This is a genomic window from Psychrobacter sp. ANT_H59 (assembly GCF_008369225.1).
In the GTDB taxonomy this organism is placed as follows: domain Bacteria; phylum Pseudomonadota; class Gammaproteobacteria; order Pseudomonadales; family Moraxellaceae; genus Psychrobacter; species Psychrobacter cryohalolentis.
Genome location: NZ_VOBE01000005.1, coordinates 60,552 through 76,967, shown reverse-complemented (window position 1 = coordinate 76,967; position 16,416 = coordinate 60,552). Strand labels below are relative to the sequence as shown.

Here is a 16,416-nt window from a genome sequence, read left to right as displayed (position 1 = left end):
AATTAGTAATAGCGACATTGGCTTTTTTCAATCTCAGGACTTTCTTTATAAATCTTTAGTAGCACTGCCACCATCACTAGGCTAATCAACATTGATGAGCCACCATAACTAAAGAAAGGCATTGTCAAACCTTTAGTCGGAATTGCACCCATATTCATTGCAGCATTGATAATAGTCTGTGCAATAAATACCACTGCAATCCCAAAAGCAGTATAGCTCATGCGCATCTGCCGACGCTTTAGAGCGGTATAACTGATATGCATGGCACTACCGATAATCAGCGCTTCAAGTATTAGAATCATAGTCACCCCAACGAAACCCAATTCTTCACCCGTAATGGCTAATAAAAAATCGGTATGCGCTTCTGGCAAATGCGACAGTTTTTGCACACTTTCACCATAACCAACGCCGGTAAACTGTCCACGACCAAAGGCAATTAAACTGCGTGCCAACTGATAATCAGTATCTTGCACATCATCAAATGGGTCTAGAAAAGACATCACTCGTACCAATCGGTACTGTACCGTCGCAACCATTAATACTGCGCCGCCGACAGCGACCGCACCCAAGGCGATAAACTGTTTGTAAGGAGCACCAGCGATATAAAAAATCGCAAAGACCATACCAATGATAACCACAAAGGAGCCAAAATCTGGCTGCGCTAATAATAGGAAAGTTATCATCCCAACCACCAAAGCAATCCTTAAAAAGCCATCCCAACCGTTACGAACTTCGAATGAGCGCCGTACGACAAAATCTGAGACAAATATAATCATTACAAGCTTTGCAAGCTCTGCTACCTGGAAGTTGAATCCTGCTAAGGTTAACCAGCGCTTCGAGCCATTAATGGGTGTGCTAAATAAGGTTGCAAATAGCAAGGCTCCCGTAATGGCTAAGAGTATAAATTGAGTTTCGGTCTTATATAAGGTCTTTAAGGATACAACCCGATAAGAAACCGCTGCAATAGCCAGTCCAATGCCCATGTATAGAAGCTGATTGTAGAAAAACTTTAGCTCTGTCATGCCGCGACTGAGCGCAAAAGGAATAGACGCCGAAGCCACCATTAATAGGCTCAGAACCAACATACAGCCAACGCTAGATAATAAAATCGCACGCGCAGATGGCATAGATAAAACGCCATCTGAACCGTTAGGTTGTCGAGATTGAAAAGAAGAACGAAAGAGAGAAGAGAGCGCCATAATTTTATATACACTAGCAAACGAAAAAACACGGCGTTTATGCAACGCCACCGTTTAAAAATTAAAAAGAGATATTGTTAAATAGACTTGACTAAAAAGTTGCGCATAAGCAAGTGTCGATTAGAAAACCTTCAATGAATACTCATCAAAGTATTCATTGTCTCTGCTACAGCCTGTAATTCCTGACCGTAATGCTTTTCTTTGACAGTAGCAGCAATTTATAAGCAAAACAATCATTTATCCAGAAAATGCTTGTCGTGTTTACGATTATAAAGCGCAGGTCACATAATATTGTAACAAGGCGCTTTATAAGACTAAATACGACGATATAGATGCTTAGGTTTTGCCGTTCATGATAGAAGCCTTTAAGACACAATATCCAATTGTTTAACGAGCTGGCTAAAGTGCTCGCCGCGGGCGACAAACCCATCAAACTGATCGAAGCTTGCACAAGCAGGTGACAATAATACAGCCTGTACTTGCGACAAACTACTTGCTGTTACTTGCTCAATCGTCGCAAAAGCATTTTCTAATGTCTGACATTGATGCAGGCTGACCTCATCGCTGAGACCCGCTGCACGTAAATGCTGCTCAATCTGCTTACCGTCTTCACCAATAAACAGCACTTGACTCACATATTGATTGATAAAGGGCGAAAGTTCACCGAACTGCTGACCTTTACCTTGACCGCCCAATATTAATAGCAGCTTACCGTCTTTTGGCGCATAAACTGCACCTAAACCTTCAACAGCCGCCATAGTTGAGCCAATATTAGTGCCTTTAGAGTCATTAAAATAATCAATACCAGCGACTGTAGAGACATATTGGCAGCGATGCTCAAGCCCTGCAAACTGCTGCAAAGTAATGAGCATACTTTCAAGCGGCAAACCAGCAAGCTCGCCCAATGCCAACGCTGCTTGGGCATTGAGCAGGTTATGACGCCCTTTTATCTTAAGTTTGTCTGCCGATATTAGACGCTCTGTGCCGCGTGCCAAATAAGTTTGTCCGGCGGTATCCGTAATAAGTCCATAATGTCCTTTATTAGGCGCATGGATACCAGTACTCAATCTTGGCAAACTGTCTGATACCAGTGGCCGAGTCAAGGCATCTTCTCGATTAATTACTACTGATTTGGCGCCTTGAAAGATACGATGCTTGGCTTGGTGATAGCCGAGCATATCCCCATGACGATCTAAGTGATCAGGCGACATATTGAGGACTGTCGCGACCTGCGCTCCTAAGTTGGTGACCGTTTCTAACTGAAAGCTGGATAACTCTATAACCGCCAGCTCCATCTCTTTATTACTCAGTAGGCTCAGCGCTGGCACACCAATATTACCGCCTACGCCAACATTGATGCCTGCATCTGCCGCCATTTGTCCGACCAGTGTCGTAACGGTGCTCTTGGCATTTGAACCTGTAATCGCAACGATTGGTACCGTACAAGCCTCACAAAATAGCTGAATATCACTGACCACTGGAATATTTGCAGCTCGTGCCGCGGCAATGGCGACATTATCTAAAGAGATACCAGGGCTGATAATAATCCGTGCCGCTTGTTGTAATAATTCGGCATCGATCGCCCCAAACTGCCTGATATCAATAGTAGCAGGTAGCTTATTTGCTAACGCAGGATTTTCTTGATTGTCAGTGACGGCAACTTGGTAGCCTTGCTCGGCCAAATAATGCGCGACCGATAACCCCGACTGCCCCAAACCGACCACGACTTGTAAACCACTGCCTTTATGAAGTAAGGTTTCTGTTGCGGTGCTAGCGGTCATGGCTTTTCCTTTTATGAAACGAATAAATAAACGAACAAAATAATATCAAGAAAACAGACAATCAACATACTGCACATATCGCCTGAACCATTTGCTTAAAATGAATAGCATGATAACGGTATCAACCATATTTCGGTACTGATTTTTCAATACTTTATACAATGAGACGGCGGTTTTTATATTGAGTGGCTAATGCTATAATAGCGACCTTAGTAAGAGCGACTATATTGACGACAACTTCAGCATAGCATTTTAGTTTAGCATGTTGTCACGATTATCGTGCGACTGTCGCCTCTTATTGGCAATGTTTCATATTACGCTAATAGTATGATAGGCATGCTCTCCCTTATTTTTCATCATATGTATTTTTATAATTTTTCTGACGGTTTATCTGTCTTCTTCTACCGCAGACCATGATTGCGGACACAGTTTTATCATTCTAGAAATGCTCATCACAATGCAATCATTCTGTCACTGAGTAATGATTGCTTTTTTTGTCCCCAACTATGTGCAGTTTACTTATGACATCTTTTTTTGGTAATTTACGTGAAGAGTGGTTTTCCAATATTCGTGGCGATACCTTATCGGGTTTAGTCGTTGCTCTGGCACTGATTCCAGAGGCCATTGCCTTTTCTATCATCGCCGGTGTCGACCCAAAAGTTGGTTTATATGCCTCATTTTGCATCGCAGTAGTCATCAGTTTCGTTGGTGGACGTCCGGGTATGATTTCGGCAGCTACAGGAGCCATGGCACTGGTCATGGTTGACTTGGTTGCCGACCACGGTCTGCAATACCTACTTGCTGCAACCTTGTTGTGCGGTGGTATTCAAGTCGTTATGGGCATCTTAAAGCTGGGTAATCTGATGCGTTTTGTGTCGCGCTCAGTCGTTATCGGTTTTGTGAATGCGCTGGCAATTTTGATATTTGCCGCGCAGTTGCCTGAGCTCAACCCTGCCACTGAACGCGTTGGTCTGACGGTTTATATAATGACTGCCGCAGGTTTGGCGATTATTTATTTATTTCCCCTCATTCCTAAAATTGGTCGCGTTATTCCATCGCCACTGATTTGTATTGTAGGTTTGACAGCTGTTGCCATGTATATGAATCTTGATATTCGTAACGTTGGTAGTATGGGCGACTTGCCAGATTCATTACCGATGTTTTTGCTTCCTGATATTCCCCTAAACTTGACTACCTTGCTTATTATCGCGCCTTACTCTATCGCGCTTGCCATCGTAGGTTTGTTGGAATCTATGATGACAGCAACCATTGTCGATGAGCTGACCGATACGCCAAGCGATAAAAACCGCGAATGCCGTGGTCAAGGTATCGCTAACGTCGTATCAGGATTCTTTGGCGGTATGGCTGGCTGTGCAATGATTGGGCAGTCAATGATTAACGTAAAATCTGGTGGGCGTACCCGTTTATCATCGCTCATCGCTGGTGTCGTACTACTGATTATGGTGGTGTTTTTAAATGATTGGGTCAGCTTGATACCGATGGCGGCGCTGGTAGCTGTGATGATTATGGTATCTATTGGTACCTTTAACTGGCAGTCTATTCGTGAATTTAAGACCCATCCTATGTCATTTAATATTGTCATGCTAGCGACAGTTTTGACCACCGTCTTTACTCACAACTTAGCATACGGCGTCGGTGTTGGCGTACTATTATCTGCTTTAGCTTTTGCTAACAAAATTGGTCAATTCTTAACCGTATTTAGCGAATATGATGACAGTAGCAATACGCGTTATTATTACGTTCAAGGGCAAGTGTTCTTTGCATCTACCACGCAGTTTTTGCAAAGCTTTGATACCAAAGAGGCATTAGATAATGTTCACATCGATGTGAGCCAAGCGCATTTTTGGGATATCAGCGCAGTAGATACTTTAGATAAGCTGGTGATACGCTTGCAGCGCGAAGGTATTGAGGTAAAAGTCGTTGGATTGAACAGTGCCAGCCGTACGCTTATCGATCGTTTTTCAATTCATGATCGCCGAGATATTGGCTTATTAGATTAGCACTGTATGTGTGTTATCAAGCTGATATAAACGAGTGGTTTATTGATCAGTAATTATATTGGTATATAAATCAGGTTGGGCAGTTGAGCGCCATATCTCGACTGCCCAGCTTGCATTTAAGTTATTGAAATGATGTGATGCCTTTATGAGTAATTTGAAGCCAGATAGCGTGATTGCCTGCTTAGACTGCCCAAACCATGTGCAAGCTGTATTGGAAGCAAGCTTGTGGGCGTCTATCCGCTTGCAAGCCCCGATTGGACTGCTGTATTCGGTGCCAAGCTTACAGCAAAAGGCAGCCGTTGATTATTCAGGCTGCCTCAATATTGATGATGAAAATACCTTACTAGATCAATTCACTACAAAAGAGCACTTGAGTAATTGCGAGTTAAAAGCGCAAGGTAAGCTTCTTTTACATCAAGCAAGCAGCTATTGCGAGCAGCAACGTCACAAAATCAAGACTTATACGCTGCATCGGCATGAAAAGCTCGATGACAGTATTAATTATGTTGATGACCAAGCCCAACTTATCGTGATTGGTCATCATGTCACTTGTAAATCGACTCTAAGCCAGCTTATCCGCTCAAGTCACTGCCCCATTTTGGTGACTCATGCACCATTTTTGCCCCCTACCAGTGCTTTATTTGCGTTTGATAATAGTCCTACTTCCCACAAAATGCTGAATTGGCTCTGTAAAACACCTTTAGTGCGCGCCTTGATGATCCATATCGTCATGGTCGGCAAAGAGAACTCTGAAAACTGCGATGCATTACGTGAAGCCTACGCGCGCCTAAAACAAGCTGGTATTAAATGCAAAAAAACCTTGCTCGACTGCCGTGATGTCACTGCAGCGCTGACCTACTATCAACGTGACAACGATATCGGTCTACTGATGACAGGTGCCTTTGCCCAGCCCCGCTTAATTGAGCTGCTCAAAGGCAGTGACACCAAAAAGCTATTAGGTAGCACCACTACTCCGTACTTATTGTTCCCCAAGGCCTAAAGACAGCCTCTTAGCTTATTCTTTTTGACACTCAGGCTACCTGTTTATCGATATAGAGACTACTCTTTATATCGATAAATAAGTAGCCTTTATCTTTTCTAGCTGTTTTTATATCCTACAATCATTTAGCAAATCATCACAGGAAATAAAGCCATATCCTCCCCCAAGTGATTAAAAAGTTAGTTATAATAAAGTTTGTATTCATGTAACGTTACAGGTTAATTGTCTATTTATACACAGTAAAATGAGGATTATATTTGCTGTATAGACGCCATTTTTGTCATTGTGCTAATGATTTTGAGTAAATGCGCCTTATTTTACCTTCCCCCTTGAGTAAGTTTGGCACAATTCTTGAATCATTTAATATAAGCATGATCATAATATGTTGCATCAAATGGCATCTATTGACCTGCGACATCACCCATATAAGGATTTTTTTATGAAGCTAATCACTGCGATCTTAAAACCGTTTAAGCTCGATGATGTGCGTGAAGCGCTTTCTGACATTGGTGTAAAAGGCGTTACCGTCACTGAAGTCAAAGGTTTCGGTCGTCAAAAAGGTCATACTGAGCTCTATCGCGGCGCCGAGTACGTGGTGGATTTTTTGCCTAAAGTAAAAGTGGAAGTGGCGGTGATGGATGAGATGGTTGAGCCAGCTATTGAAGCTATCACGCGTATCGCTAGTACCGGTAAAATCGGAGACGGTAAGATATTTGTGACCAATCTCGAGCAAGTCATTCGTATTCGTACGGGTGAGACAGGTCCTGACGCTATCTAAGCGCAAGACTTACCTATAAATATCTCTTTATAGGTCATACCGATCTCTGTATTGCATATATTCAAGGGGGAATTAACATGCAAAATCAAATCTTTGAGCTCCAGTACGCGCTAGATACGTTTTACTTTTTAATGTGTGGCGCGCTTGTCATGTGGATGGCTGCGGGCTTCACAATGTTAGAGGCAGGGCTGGTTCGCTCAAAAAATACTGTCGAAATCCTAACAAAAAATATCGCGCTTTTTGCGACTGCCTGTACCATGTATATGATATGCGGTTATGCCATCATGTATGACGGCAATCTGTTTTTGAGTGGTATTGCAGGCACCGAAAGTTTGGTCACTGATGCATTAGCTACCTCAGCTGAAAACGGTTTTAATGGCGATGCCGTTTACTCCAGCGCGTCCGACTTTTTCTTTCAAGTGGTCTTTGTAGCCACCTGTATGTCTATCGTCTCAGGCGCGGTCGCTGAACGTATGAAACTATGGGCATTCTTACTGTTTGCCGTGGTGATGACTGGTGTCATTTATCCATTAGAAGGCAGCTGGACATGGGGTGGCAAGGAAGTCTTTGGCTTATATAGTCTAGGCGACTTGGGCTTCTCTGATTTTGCAGGCTCTGGCATCGTACATATGGCAGGTGCGGCGGCGGCGTTATCAGGTGTACTACTCTTAGGAGCGCGCCTCGGTAAATATGGCGTTAAAGGCGAGATACGCGCTATTCCTGGTGCAAACTTACCACTGGCAGCGCTTGGTACCTTAATCTTATGGATGGGCTGGTTTGGCTTTAACGGTGGTTCAGTATTAAAACTGGGTGATATCGCTAGCGCCAATTCTGTCGCTGTCGTGTTTTTGAATACCAATGCCGCCGCTGCTGGTGGAGCGATTGGTGCCTTGCTCATCGCACGCCTTATATTTGGTAAAGCCGATTTAACCATGCTCTTAAATGGTGCATTGGCAGGTTTGGTTGCCATCACTGCAGAACCTTTAACGCCGTCAGCACTACAAGCTACCTTATTTGGTATGACTGCTGGTGTCATCGTTGTCTTATCGATTTTACTACTAGACAAAATAAAAATTGACGATCCGGTAGGCGCTATTTCTGTTCATGGTGTGGTGGGTTTATTTGGTCTGCTTATTGTACCGCTGACCAATCCGGCGGCGTCATTGCTTGGTCAACTAGTCGGTGCTGCGACTATTTTTGCATGGGTCTTTATAAGCAGCTTAATCGTTTGGAGCATTATCAAGTTTGTCATCGGTCTGCGTATCTCTGAAGAAGAAGAATATCAAGGTGCTGATATTGCCGAATGTGGTATGGAAGCCTATCCAGAATTTATAAGATAGGGGATATATTAATAACTCCGCTTTAAGAATGCTGTAGTGCTGCTAGCAGAGATTTCAAAGTCTCTGCCACGCATTGCTCACAGTTTACGATGAACATCTATCCTAGCAAAGCTATAGTTATCTTATACCGCTTTTGTTTTGAGACGAATATCTAATCAGGATCTTAATTTTACTTTAAACAGAAATATAACAACAGACACCACTAAAAATCCCGCAATACCTTTCGGCAATGCGGGATTTTTTTATCCTTTATTAAGACTTAGCTTAATAAAGAGAGTTACAGTAACTCAGACTTATTTCTTTTTCCACGTTTGACTACGTGAGAATGGCCCTAAATGACCTTTTAGATCAAGATTGCTACCATTCAAGTTAGCAGTCAATTTATAAGTCTTGTTTTTTTCAGGGTCAGTAATCTTACCACCACTGTATTTACCATTACCATCAGCTTTTAGTCCAGAGATAATCGTCATACCAACGTGCTTCTGACCTTTCTCTGACACGGTGCTGATAAGCTTACCAGTCAACACGCCATTTGACTCGGTGATTTTAACCACGCCTTTTGGCTTGCCTTCGTCATAAGTCTGCCAAGTAGTATTGGCTAATGGATCAGCAGCGAATGCCATGCTTGCTAAACTGATACCAGCAATTGCTAATGTAGTTTTTGCGAATAGTTTCATAAATAGACTCCCTTCATTCAATGATTATTAGAAACGATATGTTTCTATGTCCTAAGCTCATCCTTTGCCAACAATTTTTTATTACAGCTCAGTGGTACTATATTCAGTTTTCGCTCATTAGTACAGCAAATACCAAATGACCAATTTACTCTTTATAAAAAATCTGGACAGCATAAGCGTTGTCTTGACTCATTATAAGCAATTTTAAGAATTTGCCTAGTAATTTTTTTATAGTTTATTATTTCTATAAAATCAAAACTATATCAATAAGTTACAAGAAAGGATTGTCTATAATTTTGCCCGATTGGTCATCTTTTTCTTTTGACTTAGCTTCATTATTGCTATAAAGACTTTTACTTTCGAAGGCGCTTAAAATTTTACCGCTAAGCTCATGCAACTGCTTTGCCTGCTCATATCCAGTGTCATTTAAGACCAGATTAATGTCCCCATAAATAATAATTTTATCTTCTTGATTTTCAATTACCAGCTCACCAATTTGCATGCTTTGGTGGTTATTAGCAAATGGGTCAATCATTTAATCCCCCTCTTTTCATGAGTAGCATATTACAGGATGTATCAGAATCACACAGGTTTAGCAATATTTAAACGACCTATGTTTGCAATTGTGTCATGAGCCATTCAAAGATTGCTACTACGAATAATATCCAAGCAGGCTCTTCTACCTCTGTGGTTGGTAGATCTATCGCTTCGCCAGCCTTTAGCGGTAAATCCAGAGCTTGTACTTTAGTCTTTGCATCAAGTACCGGCAAGACGTCAATACCAATTTTAGACGTCAATTCGTCAATACTAATGATTTCTATACGCTCAGATTCGTCGTTTGGCGCATAGTAAACACCTGCTTGATTGATCGCTGGAATATAAACGGCTTTAAAAAAATGACTGGGCACCAGTACCCGCCCTGCTAATTGTTTAGCTTTTTTATCAGTAAATGCAACCCCTGTGACAGTATAGACTTCACCATATTGCTGCGTTAAATAGCGAGTCGCCGATTCAATATTGCGCCAGATATAGCGATTATTACGTGGTGATTGCGGGGCTATATTAGCAAGGCTAAAGCTATCATACTGCTGACTTCGATTGGCCATGTCACCATTAGGCGCTAAATGTCCGCGGTCATAACCTGAGCCTGAATAGTCAGAGAGCTTGGCACGCATGGACTGTGGCAATCGGCTTTCTTCATGAAAGCTGTCTTCACGGTCGATTTGTTTGGCCTGCTGTAAACGCTTACGATCCAGATATTCTGCTGACCATAATGGTGTACGTGATATACCAGAATACATGACAGCGAAACCGTCCATACATAGTGCTTGGGTATTATTACTGAGCTTCGTATTGCTGAATTCAGGATAGACACCGCCATAAAATGATTGGCTGCATTGTGTGAAATCCTCAGCATGTGCCGTTGATACGCTTAAAACGGTAGCAATTATTACCGTTATCGTGCTGTTTTTTAGATTAAATCTTCGCTTAAAAACACTTCTCATGCAACTTTCAACCGTTTATGCTTACTATTACGTATGCTCTATCCTAGCAGGCGTCTACCAATAAAGAAAGATACTGCGCACACCGTGACATTTTAAATGCTATCCGCTATACTAGGTCCTGCAAAAATCAGTGCCTGTATATCATATACAGTATTTAAAAGCTTGGAGTCCTAATCAGATTATCAATGGTCTGTGTAGTATTTAAGTGAGTATGACTCAAAACGGTGAAGTGGGTGAGTGGCTGAAACCGCACGCCTGGAAAGTGTGTATACGTTAATAGCGTATCGAGGGTTCGAATCCCTCCTTCACCGCCAATCTTATAAAATCCTAGTTTTCCTTATCTCGACCTAAATACTCCTTAAAACCTTTAATAGCAAGACTTTCAGTCTATGATTATTCTCTATTGCTGTCCCAATCATTCCCGTTCAACCCTATGTATCCCACGTGTTGTGTTGGTCTATTCGTTGGTCATACTATTTTCCTCTTTGGGTTAGTATAACCTCTTAGGCGCTGTCCAATTTAATTATGCCACTACAGTCATATACAAACAAAAAAAACGGTGCCTCAAGTAGGCACCGTTTTTAAATTATTAAACACAGCTACCAAGTATTTTTTGATCAATTACGAACATGACTATGTTTATTATCTAAATTGGTTTTGACGTAATGGGTTATGCAGGCTTCTCATTAATTATTTTTATCAAGGATAGAGCCTAAACTTAGTCAAAAGAGTTCTTAAAAACGGAAAAACAGTCTTTACAGCTGAATTCTCAATACTTTATTAGACTAAGGCATACTACAACACTCCGATACCGCTCAACAATAACTGACCGCCTGCCACTAATAACAACACACCGAATGCTCGCTTTAGCATCAAGGCTGGCAATACATGGGCAAGCTTAGCCCCAACTTTGGCCATCGCGAAGCTTGCAACTGAGATACATATAAATCCACTAATATGTATAAAGCCTATAGTGCCTTTAGGAAGATTGACAACATCTTGACCAAACCATGCAAAACCCACCGCTCCAGCTACAGCAATTGGTAAACCACAAGCAGCAGACGTTCCCACCGATTGTCTCATCGGTAATCCTGCCCAATTTAAAAATGGAACAGTCAAGCTACCACCGCCAATACCGAAAATAGACGAGGCCATACCAATAGCACTACCAGCACCAAACTGCACACTAGCAGGCGGTAAAGGCCTGTCTAATTGTTCCTTATTGGATAAAAACAACATTTTCAAAGCCATTAATAATGCCCCAATACCAATAATGACTTGCAATATATCTCCATCAATCATATCGGCAATCCCTGCCCCGACTAGACCACCAATTACTAAACCTAATGCCATACTACGCCAGACTTCCCAACGTACACCACCACGTTTGTTATGTGCGGTCAATGAACTAATAGAGGTTACGGCAATAGTCGCTAGAGAGGTTCCAATAGCTAAATGTGTGACTACCTCAGGTGAAAAATTGTATGCGGTAAAAATCCACACGAGTACTGGTACAATAATCATGCCGCCGCCTACACCAAACAAACCAGCACTGACCCCTGCGAACGCACCTGCAATAACAAACCACACATACAACATGTAGAGCCTACCTTTTGATTATAATAAATCACAAATAATGATGATTATTTCATCTGATGGCCTTATTAAAAATTTTATAAAAAACCACTTATCAGGCTCTAAATTATAAAAACTATTAACTAGCACCTTAGCTATTTCTGTCTATCCACTCTTTTAACCCATCTACATTACGAAAGTCGTCCCAACTTCTACAAGGCACATGCGGTAGCAAATTATTTACCATTCTGGACAAAGCATTTCCTGGCCCTATTTCTATTACCATACTTGGCTGATATTCTTCAATATTTTCCATACAAAAGTACCAGTCTAACGCATGGTCTATTTGACGTGACAAGATTTCTAAACCTTGATGTGTATCGCTGTACCTTATTCCTTCAGTTGCACTAATGATGGGAGTTGTCATAGAAGGTAAAGCCAATGTCTTAGTATATTTACGAAATCCTTCTGCAGCACCTTGCATCATTGCTGTATGGGATGGCACAGACACGTTTAACAGCTGCACACTTTGTGCACCTAGTGTTTGTGCAACTTGTGCAGCCTGTTCAAGATCATTTTTATTACCACCTATAATGAATTGGTCCCTATTGATCTTGATAGACAGATAGGTGTTGCTTTCTTCAAGCAGTTGCTCAAGGTTCCTATCAGAAACACCTTTGATTGCTAATAACCCGCTAGACTCTGTTACTTCTTGCTGCATGAGGTTGGCTCTTTTACTAACTAAATCTAACCCGCCCTCAAATGTGATTTGGCTACTACAACAAAAGGCATTTGCTTCTCCCAAAGAATACCCAGCAAAAGCCGTTGGTGCTGCAATCAATTGACGTAGCTGATGCCATCGATAATATTGCAAAGTATAAATAAACGGTTGCGCAACTTTGTTATCAAATAATTTATCACTATCAGAATTTTCATTGAAGAGCTCGGGTGCCATAGCACTTAGAATCGATCGCTCGTGCTCCGAGATATAGGTCAGTATTTCATTCACATGCTTTTGGCTTTGTAGGCCTTGCCCACTAAATAAGATAATTAAATTCATTTTCCACCTTATAAAAGAAGATTGTGACGGCTAGTAAGTCGGCACTGCCACCTGGGCTGAGGTTATTATGAATAAAATATTGATTAATATTACTTACTTTCTGCCGCCAATTTAGCTGATGTACACCACCTTCCTGCAAAAACTGTTTCGCCAATGCTTGAGCATTTTCTAAATCTTTTATCCCGCCTCGCCACACGATATTAGTATCCGATAATGCAGATATCAGTGTCATCAATGCTTGCATACTGGCTTTTTCAAAATCTTGAGTGCTATAAATAGTGTCATAGAAGCATGGCAAAACGTCAGTTAAAATAATCTCAAAGCCATTAGAAACCATCTCGATAGCACCAGTTATGCCGTGCTTCTTAAACATTTTTTGACCGTGGCTATTTGGCTCACGCTGCAGACGAGTCGTTAAATCAAACTGCCACCGATCCACCAGTTGCTCACAGATATTGTTAGCGGTTAATGGTATTTCTGCTTGTATACATCTACCAATCGCTGCACAGACAAAACCTAAATTAAATATAGCCCCTTTATGGGTATTAATATTCTTGGTCGCCTCTCGCATTTTTGCTTCTTGGTAAATCCCCATATGCTTTAAGTTATCGAATGGTCTGTCATCATAGCCAAACTGACTTAACGTGGAAAAATACCCTTTCAAAGATGTGATGCTATTAATAAAAGTAATATGGTTCATATCTGTGTGACTGCCATTACTGGAGGGACAGACAAGACCTGGTTTATTTTCCAAACTTAACTCATCATATAAAGCTTCACATGCTAATTCATCAATCTGCTGCCAGACTGCCTGTATGGGCAATAAAGGTTTGTTTGTTTGATCTAATAAAGTGTTCAAATTCATCAGTATTCCATCCTAGTGATACGTCTATTTTTTGAAGCTTGATATCACAAAGGGTTTTCACTAAAACGGTTGGAATATCAAACATAATGGCGTAGATTAGTTCATTAAAAGATATGTCGTTACATCCATGTAATCTTATCTCCCCATCAATTTTTAAACCCACAGTAGATTTTGCAAACAGGTTCAAGGCTTCCACTTCTAACAATATTTGTGAGATATTATTGCTGTGTGCAACGATCAAAACATCCAAATCTGATGTTGGTTTCACAAAAGGCAAATCCGTAAAATATTGATTGGCAAAGGAGCCATAGACATGCACATCACAATCTAAATGAGAACAGCGTTCGATAAATTTTTGAGTGTGTTCTCGAATCGCTTTCGGCAACTGAGGCACTAAAACCTCAAGCGCTAAAGGTGGCTTGATAATTTCAGGTGTTTTAGATAGTGTTAGTGCCAATCGATATTTACGACCGTCTTCTATATAACTAGTAGCAACTTTGATTACATTGGCAATGTCTTGTCTACAAGCAGTCAGTGGCTGTTGAGATTCAATCATCTTACCAACAGCCATCGTCACAGATAAAGGTAGGGATGCATTCATAAAATCGTATGACTCATGTGGTTGTAAGTAAACTAAATCATGACGTTGCATACATCTCACCTCTATAAAAATCTGCTTAGAATTAAGCCATCAGAACTGACTCAACAATCTCGTTGCATAATAAACGCCCTTTTCTTTCTTCTGCTACTTGCCGGCGATCATCTATAAGAAAATCATCAATATCCATCAGCTGGGATTCAAGAGCATTTTCGACCAGATGTTCATTAAGCTCTTTCCAGATATCATCAACTGCTCCCATTGCATAATAGTTCTCTACACCTGGAGCAAAAATGGCTGATGTCTGTGACAAGGACTTCAGTTTATCTAACGGTATTTTGGTTACCCTGGACATCGCATTTAAGTCCATTACTTTAACTTGGCTTGATTGCATAGCAAATACTTGATTTGCCATGAGACCATAAGATAAAAACCCACCACTAACCGCCTCACCCAAGACAATGGCTATATTTGGATGAGCGCTACGTCTGAGCAAATCTACACAAGATGCTAGATGAGCAAATGTTCTGTTTAAACATAACAGCTCATCAGCTCTCGATGAGTCTTGCCCCATCGTGTCTACAATAAATACGATGGGTGTTTTTTGACCTTTTGCTATGACATCTAATATCTCATTAGCAAGGGTCATTGCAATCAGCTGGTTCATAGCTGCAGAATCGACTGTACCAATAATTTCAACTTTCCCAAGTTTAGTGTCTGCACTACCTCGTATCATTGAATGCTCAATGCGATACTCAAGATTATTGGGAAAAAGCTTTTCTAAAATTGTTTTGGTTTGCATGATATTATCCTTTTTTAATAGCTCTAACCTGTTGAGCGCTAAGCATGGAAATAGATTCAGGGTTGTCTATATTCATTGCCTGCCAAATTTGTATACTATCTTTCTCACCAAACCACTGATCATATTGGTTCTGCAATGACGCTTGCTGTTGCTGCAAATACGCTAAGTCTAAATCCACAGCAGGTTGCTGAAGAGCCTCAATAATCCCTTGAGTAATATCATTTACATCGTCTTCTACCAAAAACTCGACATGATTGAGCAAATAACGTGTTTTACCACCTGTCACTCGCCATACTAAAGCCCTGTCTTTAGAGTCAAACTCTTCTACACCCTTAATAGTTTCAATGACTTCAGGACCTGAAAGAGCCAAACGTCCCTCTTCTGTCATGATAACGTGCGTACTTAGGCACGCACATATACCCATGCCACCAAAGGCACCATTCGTACCACCAATGACGGTAATAATAGGAATGCCAGCATTTCGAACTTTTAACATCGCACGCATAATCTCAGAAATCGTGATCAAACCAGCGTTTGCCTCGTGAAGGCGAACGCCACCTGAATCAACCAAAAATATGATGGCTTTAGGCTTTTCCTCAATAGCTTTGAGTAACATGCCGACAATTTTTGCCCCATGTATTTCCCCTACAGCACCCCCCATGAATTTGCCTTCTTGAGCAATCATGTATACTGGCTCATCTTGAATTTTTGCTTGCCCAATAATGACACCATCATCAAAACTGCCTACAATATCTAACGAGGCAAGGTTGGGACTCACAGGGATACTGCCGGGTTTAAGAACTTCTTGAAAACTGTTTTTATCAACAATACTGGTGATTCGATTACGTGCCGTCTTTTCATAAAAGCTTTGTTGAATATTTGAATTATCCATTTGATTCTTCCTCTAAGATATTAATCGCTTGGCTTAAACGTAAACTCACTACTGCAGGAGTCGCACCCATATCATTGACTTTAAACTCCAATCCGCCTACTGCATAACGACTAGAAAAATCCTTTAACACAGTCTCCCAAATATGATCAAAGCCTGCGACTGAGGTATCAATAATGAATTTGCTACTTTCATTGTTCGCTAGCGGTGTTACTAATACTTCTAAGTTGCCTGACCCAACCACACCGCAAATAACTTCTTTTTTGATATTTTCGATTGGTTGTGAAATGAAGTCGAAATTAAGTACATTCATAGTTATATCCTTA

The 16,416-nt window shown here is 41.2% G+C and carries 16 protein-coding genes and 1 tRNA gene; 5 read left to right on the top strand and 12 right to left on the bottom strand.

Annotated elements, in window-relative coordinates; genetic code table 11:
* Positions 1-2 precede the first annotated feature (2 nt).
* Both FQ083_RS09815 and murD read right to left on the bottom strand, forming a co-directional pair.
* The gene (locus FQ083_RS09815; RefSeq protein ID WP_149409718.1) at positions 3-1,127 is read right to left on the bottom strand and encodes an FtsW/RodA/SpoVE family cell cycle protein; all 1,125 of its coding nucleotides are present in this window, start codon (positions 1,125-1,127) and stop codon (positions 3-5) included.
* 437 nt (positions 1,128-1,564) lie between these two features.
* Positions 1,565-2,980, bottom strand: a complete 1,416-nt coding sequence (murD, locus tag FQ083_RS09810; RefSeq protein ID WP_149409717.1) for a UDP-N-acetylmuramoyl-L-alanine--D-glutamate ligase — start codon at positions 2,978-2,980, stop codon at positions 1,565-1,567.
* 521 nt (positions 2,981-3,501) lie between these two features.
* Here murD and FQ083_RS09805 point away from each other — a divergent pair.
* The 4 genes from FQ083_RS09805 (at position 3,502) to FQ083_RS09790 (ending at position 8,119) form a co-directional block, all read left to right on the top strand.
* The gene (locus FQ083_RS09805) at positions 3,502-5,001 is read left to right on the top strand and encodes a SulP family inorganic anion transporter (RefSeq protein ID WP_011514649.1); all 1,500 of its coding nucleotides are present in this window, start codon (positions 3,502-3,504) and stop codon (positions 4,999-5,001) included.
* A gap of 145 nt (positions 5,002-5,146) precedes the next feature.
* The gene (locus tag FQ083_RS09800) at positions 5,147-6,001 is read left to right on the top strand and encodes a universal stress protein (RefSeq protein ID WP_149409716.1); all 855 of its coding nucleotides are present in this window, start codon (positions 5,147-5,149) and stop codon (positions 5,999-6,001) included.
* A gap of 439 nt (positions 6,002-6,440) precedes the next feature.
* Positions 6,441-6,779, top strand: coding sequence for a P-II family nitrogen regulator (locus tag FQ083_RS09795; protein WP_011514651.1), 339 nt, complete (start codon positions 6,441-6,443; stop codon positions 6,777-6,779).
* A 77-nt stretch (positions 6,780-6,856) separates the two neighbouring features.
* Positions 6,857-8,119, top strand: a complete 1,263-nt coding sequence (locus tag FQ083_RS09790; protein WP_011514652.1) for an ammonium transporter — start codon at positions 6,857-6,859, stop codon at positions 8,117-8,119.
* 293 nt (positions 8,120-8,412) lie between these two features.
* On the opposite strand, the gene FQ083_RS09785 is transcribed toward FQ083_RS09790, so the two are convergent.
* From FQ083_RS09785 to FQ083_RS09775, 3 genes are all read right to left on the bottom strand, one after another.
* Positions 8,413-8,796 carry a DUF2147 domain-containing protein gene (locus FQ083_RS09785; protein ID WP_133104958.1) on the bottom strand — a complete coding sequence of 128 codons (384 nt, stop codon included), beginning with the start codon at positions 8,794-8,796 and terminating at the stop codon, positions 8,413-8,415.
* 271 nt (positions 8,797-9,067) lie between these two features.
* Positions 9,068-9,331, bottom strand: coding sequence for a hypothetical protein (locus FQ083_RS09780; protein ID WP_133104959.1), 264 nt, complete (start codon positions 9,329-9,331; stop codon positions 9,068-9,070).
* 76 nt (positions 9,332-9,407) lie between these two features.
* A complete protein-coding gene (locus FQ083_RS09775; RefSeq protein WP_149409715.1) occupies positions 9,408-10,301 on the bottom strand; it encodes a DNA/RNA non-specific endonuclease in 894 nt (297 codons plus the stop codon).
* A gap of 223 nt (positions 10,302-10,524) precedes the next feature.
* Between FQ083_RS09775 and FQ083_RS09770 the strand changes: the two genes are divergently transcribed.
* Positions 10,525-10,615, top strand: a tRNA-Ser gene (locus FQ083_RS09770).
* Positions 10,616-11,096: 481 nt separating this feature from the next.
* Here the strand turns inward: FQ083_RS09770 and FQ083_RS09765 are convergent.
* The 7 genes from FQ083_RS09765 to mdcC all read right to left on the bottom strand — a co-directional run bounded on the left by FQ083_RS09765 (position 11,097) and on the right by mdcC (position 16,403).
* Positions 11,097-11,900 (bottom strand): sulfite exporter TauE/SafE family protein, encoded by an 804-nt coding sequence (locus FQ083_RS09765; protein WP_149409714.1) that lies wholly within the window; start codon positions 11,898-11,900, stop codon positions 11,097-11,099.
* A gap of 127 nt (positions 11,901-12,027) precedes the next feature.
* Positions 12,028-12,936 (bottom strand): malonate decarboxylase subunit epsilon, encoded by a 909-nt coding sequence (gene mdcH, locus FQ083_RS09760; protein ID WP_149409713.1) that lies wholly within the window; start codon positions 12,934-12,936, stop codon positions 12,028-12,030.
* Positions 12,914-13,801: a triphosphoribosyl-dephospho-CoA synthase MdcB gene (gene mdcB, locus FQ083_RS09755; RefSeq protein WP_149409712.1), complete on the bottom strand. Its 888-nt coding sequence runs from the start codon at positions 13,799-13,801 to the stop codon at positions 12,914-12,916. The genes mdcH and mdcB overlap by 23 nt, the downstream gene beginning before the upstream one ends.
* Positions 13,728-14,453, bottom strand: coding sequence for a malonate decarboxylase holo-[acyl-carrier-protein] synthase (gene mdcG, locus FQ083_RS09750; protein WP_149409711.1), 726 nt, complete (start codon positions 14,451-14,453; stop codon positions 13,728-13,730). Before mdcG ends, mdcB begins: the two co-directional genes overlap by 74 nt.
* A 31-nt stretch (positions 14,454-14,484) precedes the next feature.
* Positions 14,485-15,201: a biotin-independent malonate decarboxylase subunit gamma gene (gene mdcE, locus FQ083_RS09745; protein ID WP_149409710.1), complete on the bottom strand. Its 717-nt coding sequence runs from the start codon at positions 15,199-15,201 to the stop codon at positions 14,485-14,487.
* A gap of 4 nt (positions 15,202-15,205) precedes the next feature.
* The gene (locus FQ083_RS09740; RefSeq protein ID WP_149409709.1) at positions 15,206-16,093 is read right to left on the bottom strand and encodes a biotin-independent malonate decarboxylase subunit beta; all 888 of its coding nucleotides are present in this window, start codon (positions 16,091-16,093) and stop codon (positions 15,206-15,208) included.
* Complete coding sequence (gene mdcC / locus FQ083_RS09735) at positions 16,086-16,403, bottom strand: malonate decarboxylase acyl carrier protein (RefSeq protein ID WP_020444453.1); 318 nt, start codon at positions 16,401-16,403, stop codon at positions 16,086-16,088. The genes FQ083_RS09740 and mdcC overlap by 8 nt, the downstream gene beginning before the upstream one ends.
* Positions 16,404-16,416 lie beyond the last annotated feature (13 nt).

Coding starts and splice junctions, on each gene's coding strand:
- murD (WP_149409717.1), bottom strand. CDS start 2,980: ATGACCGCTAGCACCGCAACAGAAACCTTACTTCATAAAGGCAGTGGT.
- FQ083_RS09795 (WP_011514651.1), top strand. CDS start 6,441: ATGAAGCTAATCACTGCGATCTTAAAACCGTTTAAGCTCGATGATGTG.
- FQ083_RS09740 (WP_149409709.1), bottom strand. CDS start 16,093: ATGGATAATTCAAATATTCAACAAAGCTTTTATGAAAAGACGGCACGT.
- FQ083_RS09785 (WP_133104958.1), bottom strand. CDS start 8,796: ATGAAACTATTCGCAAAAACTACATTAGCAATTGCTGGTATCAGTTTA.
- FQ083_RS09815 (WP_149409718.1), bottom strand. CDS start 1,127: ATGCCATCTGCGCGTGCGATTTTATTATCTAGCGTTGGCTGTATGTTG.
- mdcG (WP_149409711.1), bottom strand. CDS start 14,453: ATGCAACGTCATGATTTAGTTTACTTACAACCACATGAGTCATACGAT.
- FQ083_RS09805 (WP_011514649.1), top strand. CDS start 3,502: ATGACATCTTTTTTTGGTAATTTACGTGAAGAGTGGTTTTCCAATATT.
- mdcB (WP_149409712.1), bottom strand. CDS start 13,801: ATGAATTTGAACACTTTATTAGATCAAACAAACAAACCTTTATTGCCC.
- FQ083_RS09790 (WP_011514652.1), top strand. CDS start 6,857: ATGCAAAATCAAATCTTTGAGCTCCAGTACGCGCTAGATACGTTTTAC.
- mdcE (WP_149409710.1), bottom strand. CDS start 15,201: ATGCAAACCAAAACAATTTTAGAAAAGCTTTTTCCCAATAATCTTGAG.
- FQ083_RS09775 (WP_149409715.1), bottom strand. CDS start 10,301: ATGAGAAGTGTTTTTAAGCGAAGATTTAATCTAAAAAACAGCACGATA.
- FQ083_RS09780 (WP_133104959.1), bottom strand. CDS start 9,331: ATGATTGACCCATTTGCTAATAACCACCAAAGCATGCAAATTGGTGAG.
- mdcC (WP_020444453.1), bottom strand. CDS start 16,403: ATGAATGTACTTAATTTCGACTTCATTTCACAACCAATCGAAAATATC.
- FQ083_RS09800 (WP_149409716.1), top strand. CDS start 5,147: ATGAGTAATTTGAAGCCAGATAGCGTGATTGCCTGCTTAGACTGCCCA.
- FQ083_RS09765 (WP_149409714.1), bottom strand. CDS start 11,900: ATGTTGTATGTGTGGTTTGTTATTGCAGGTGCGTTCGCAGGGGTCAGT.
- mdcH (WP_149409713.1), bottom strand. CDS start 12,936: ATGAATTTAATTATCTTATTTAGTGGGCAAGGCCTACAAAGCCAAAAG.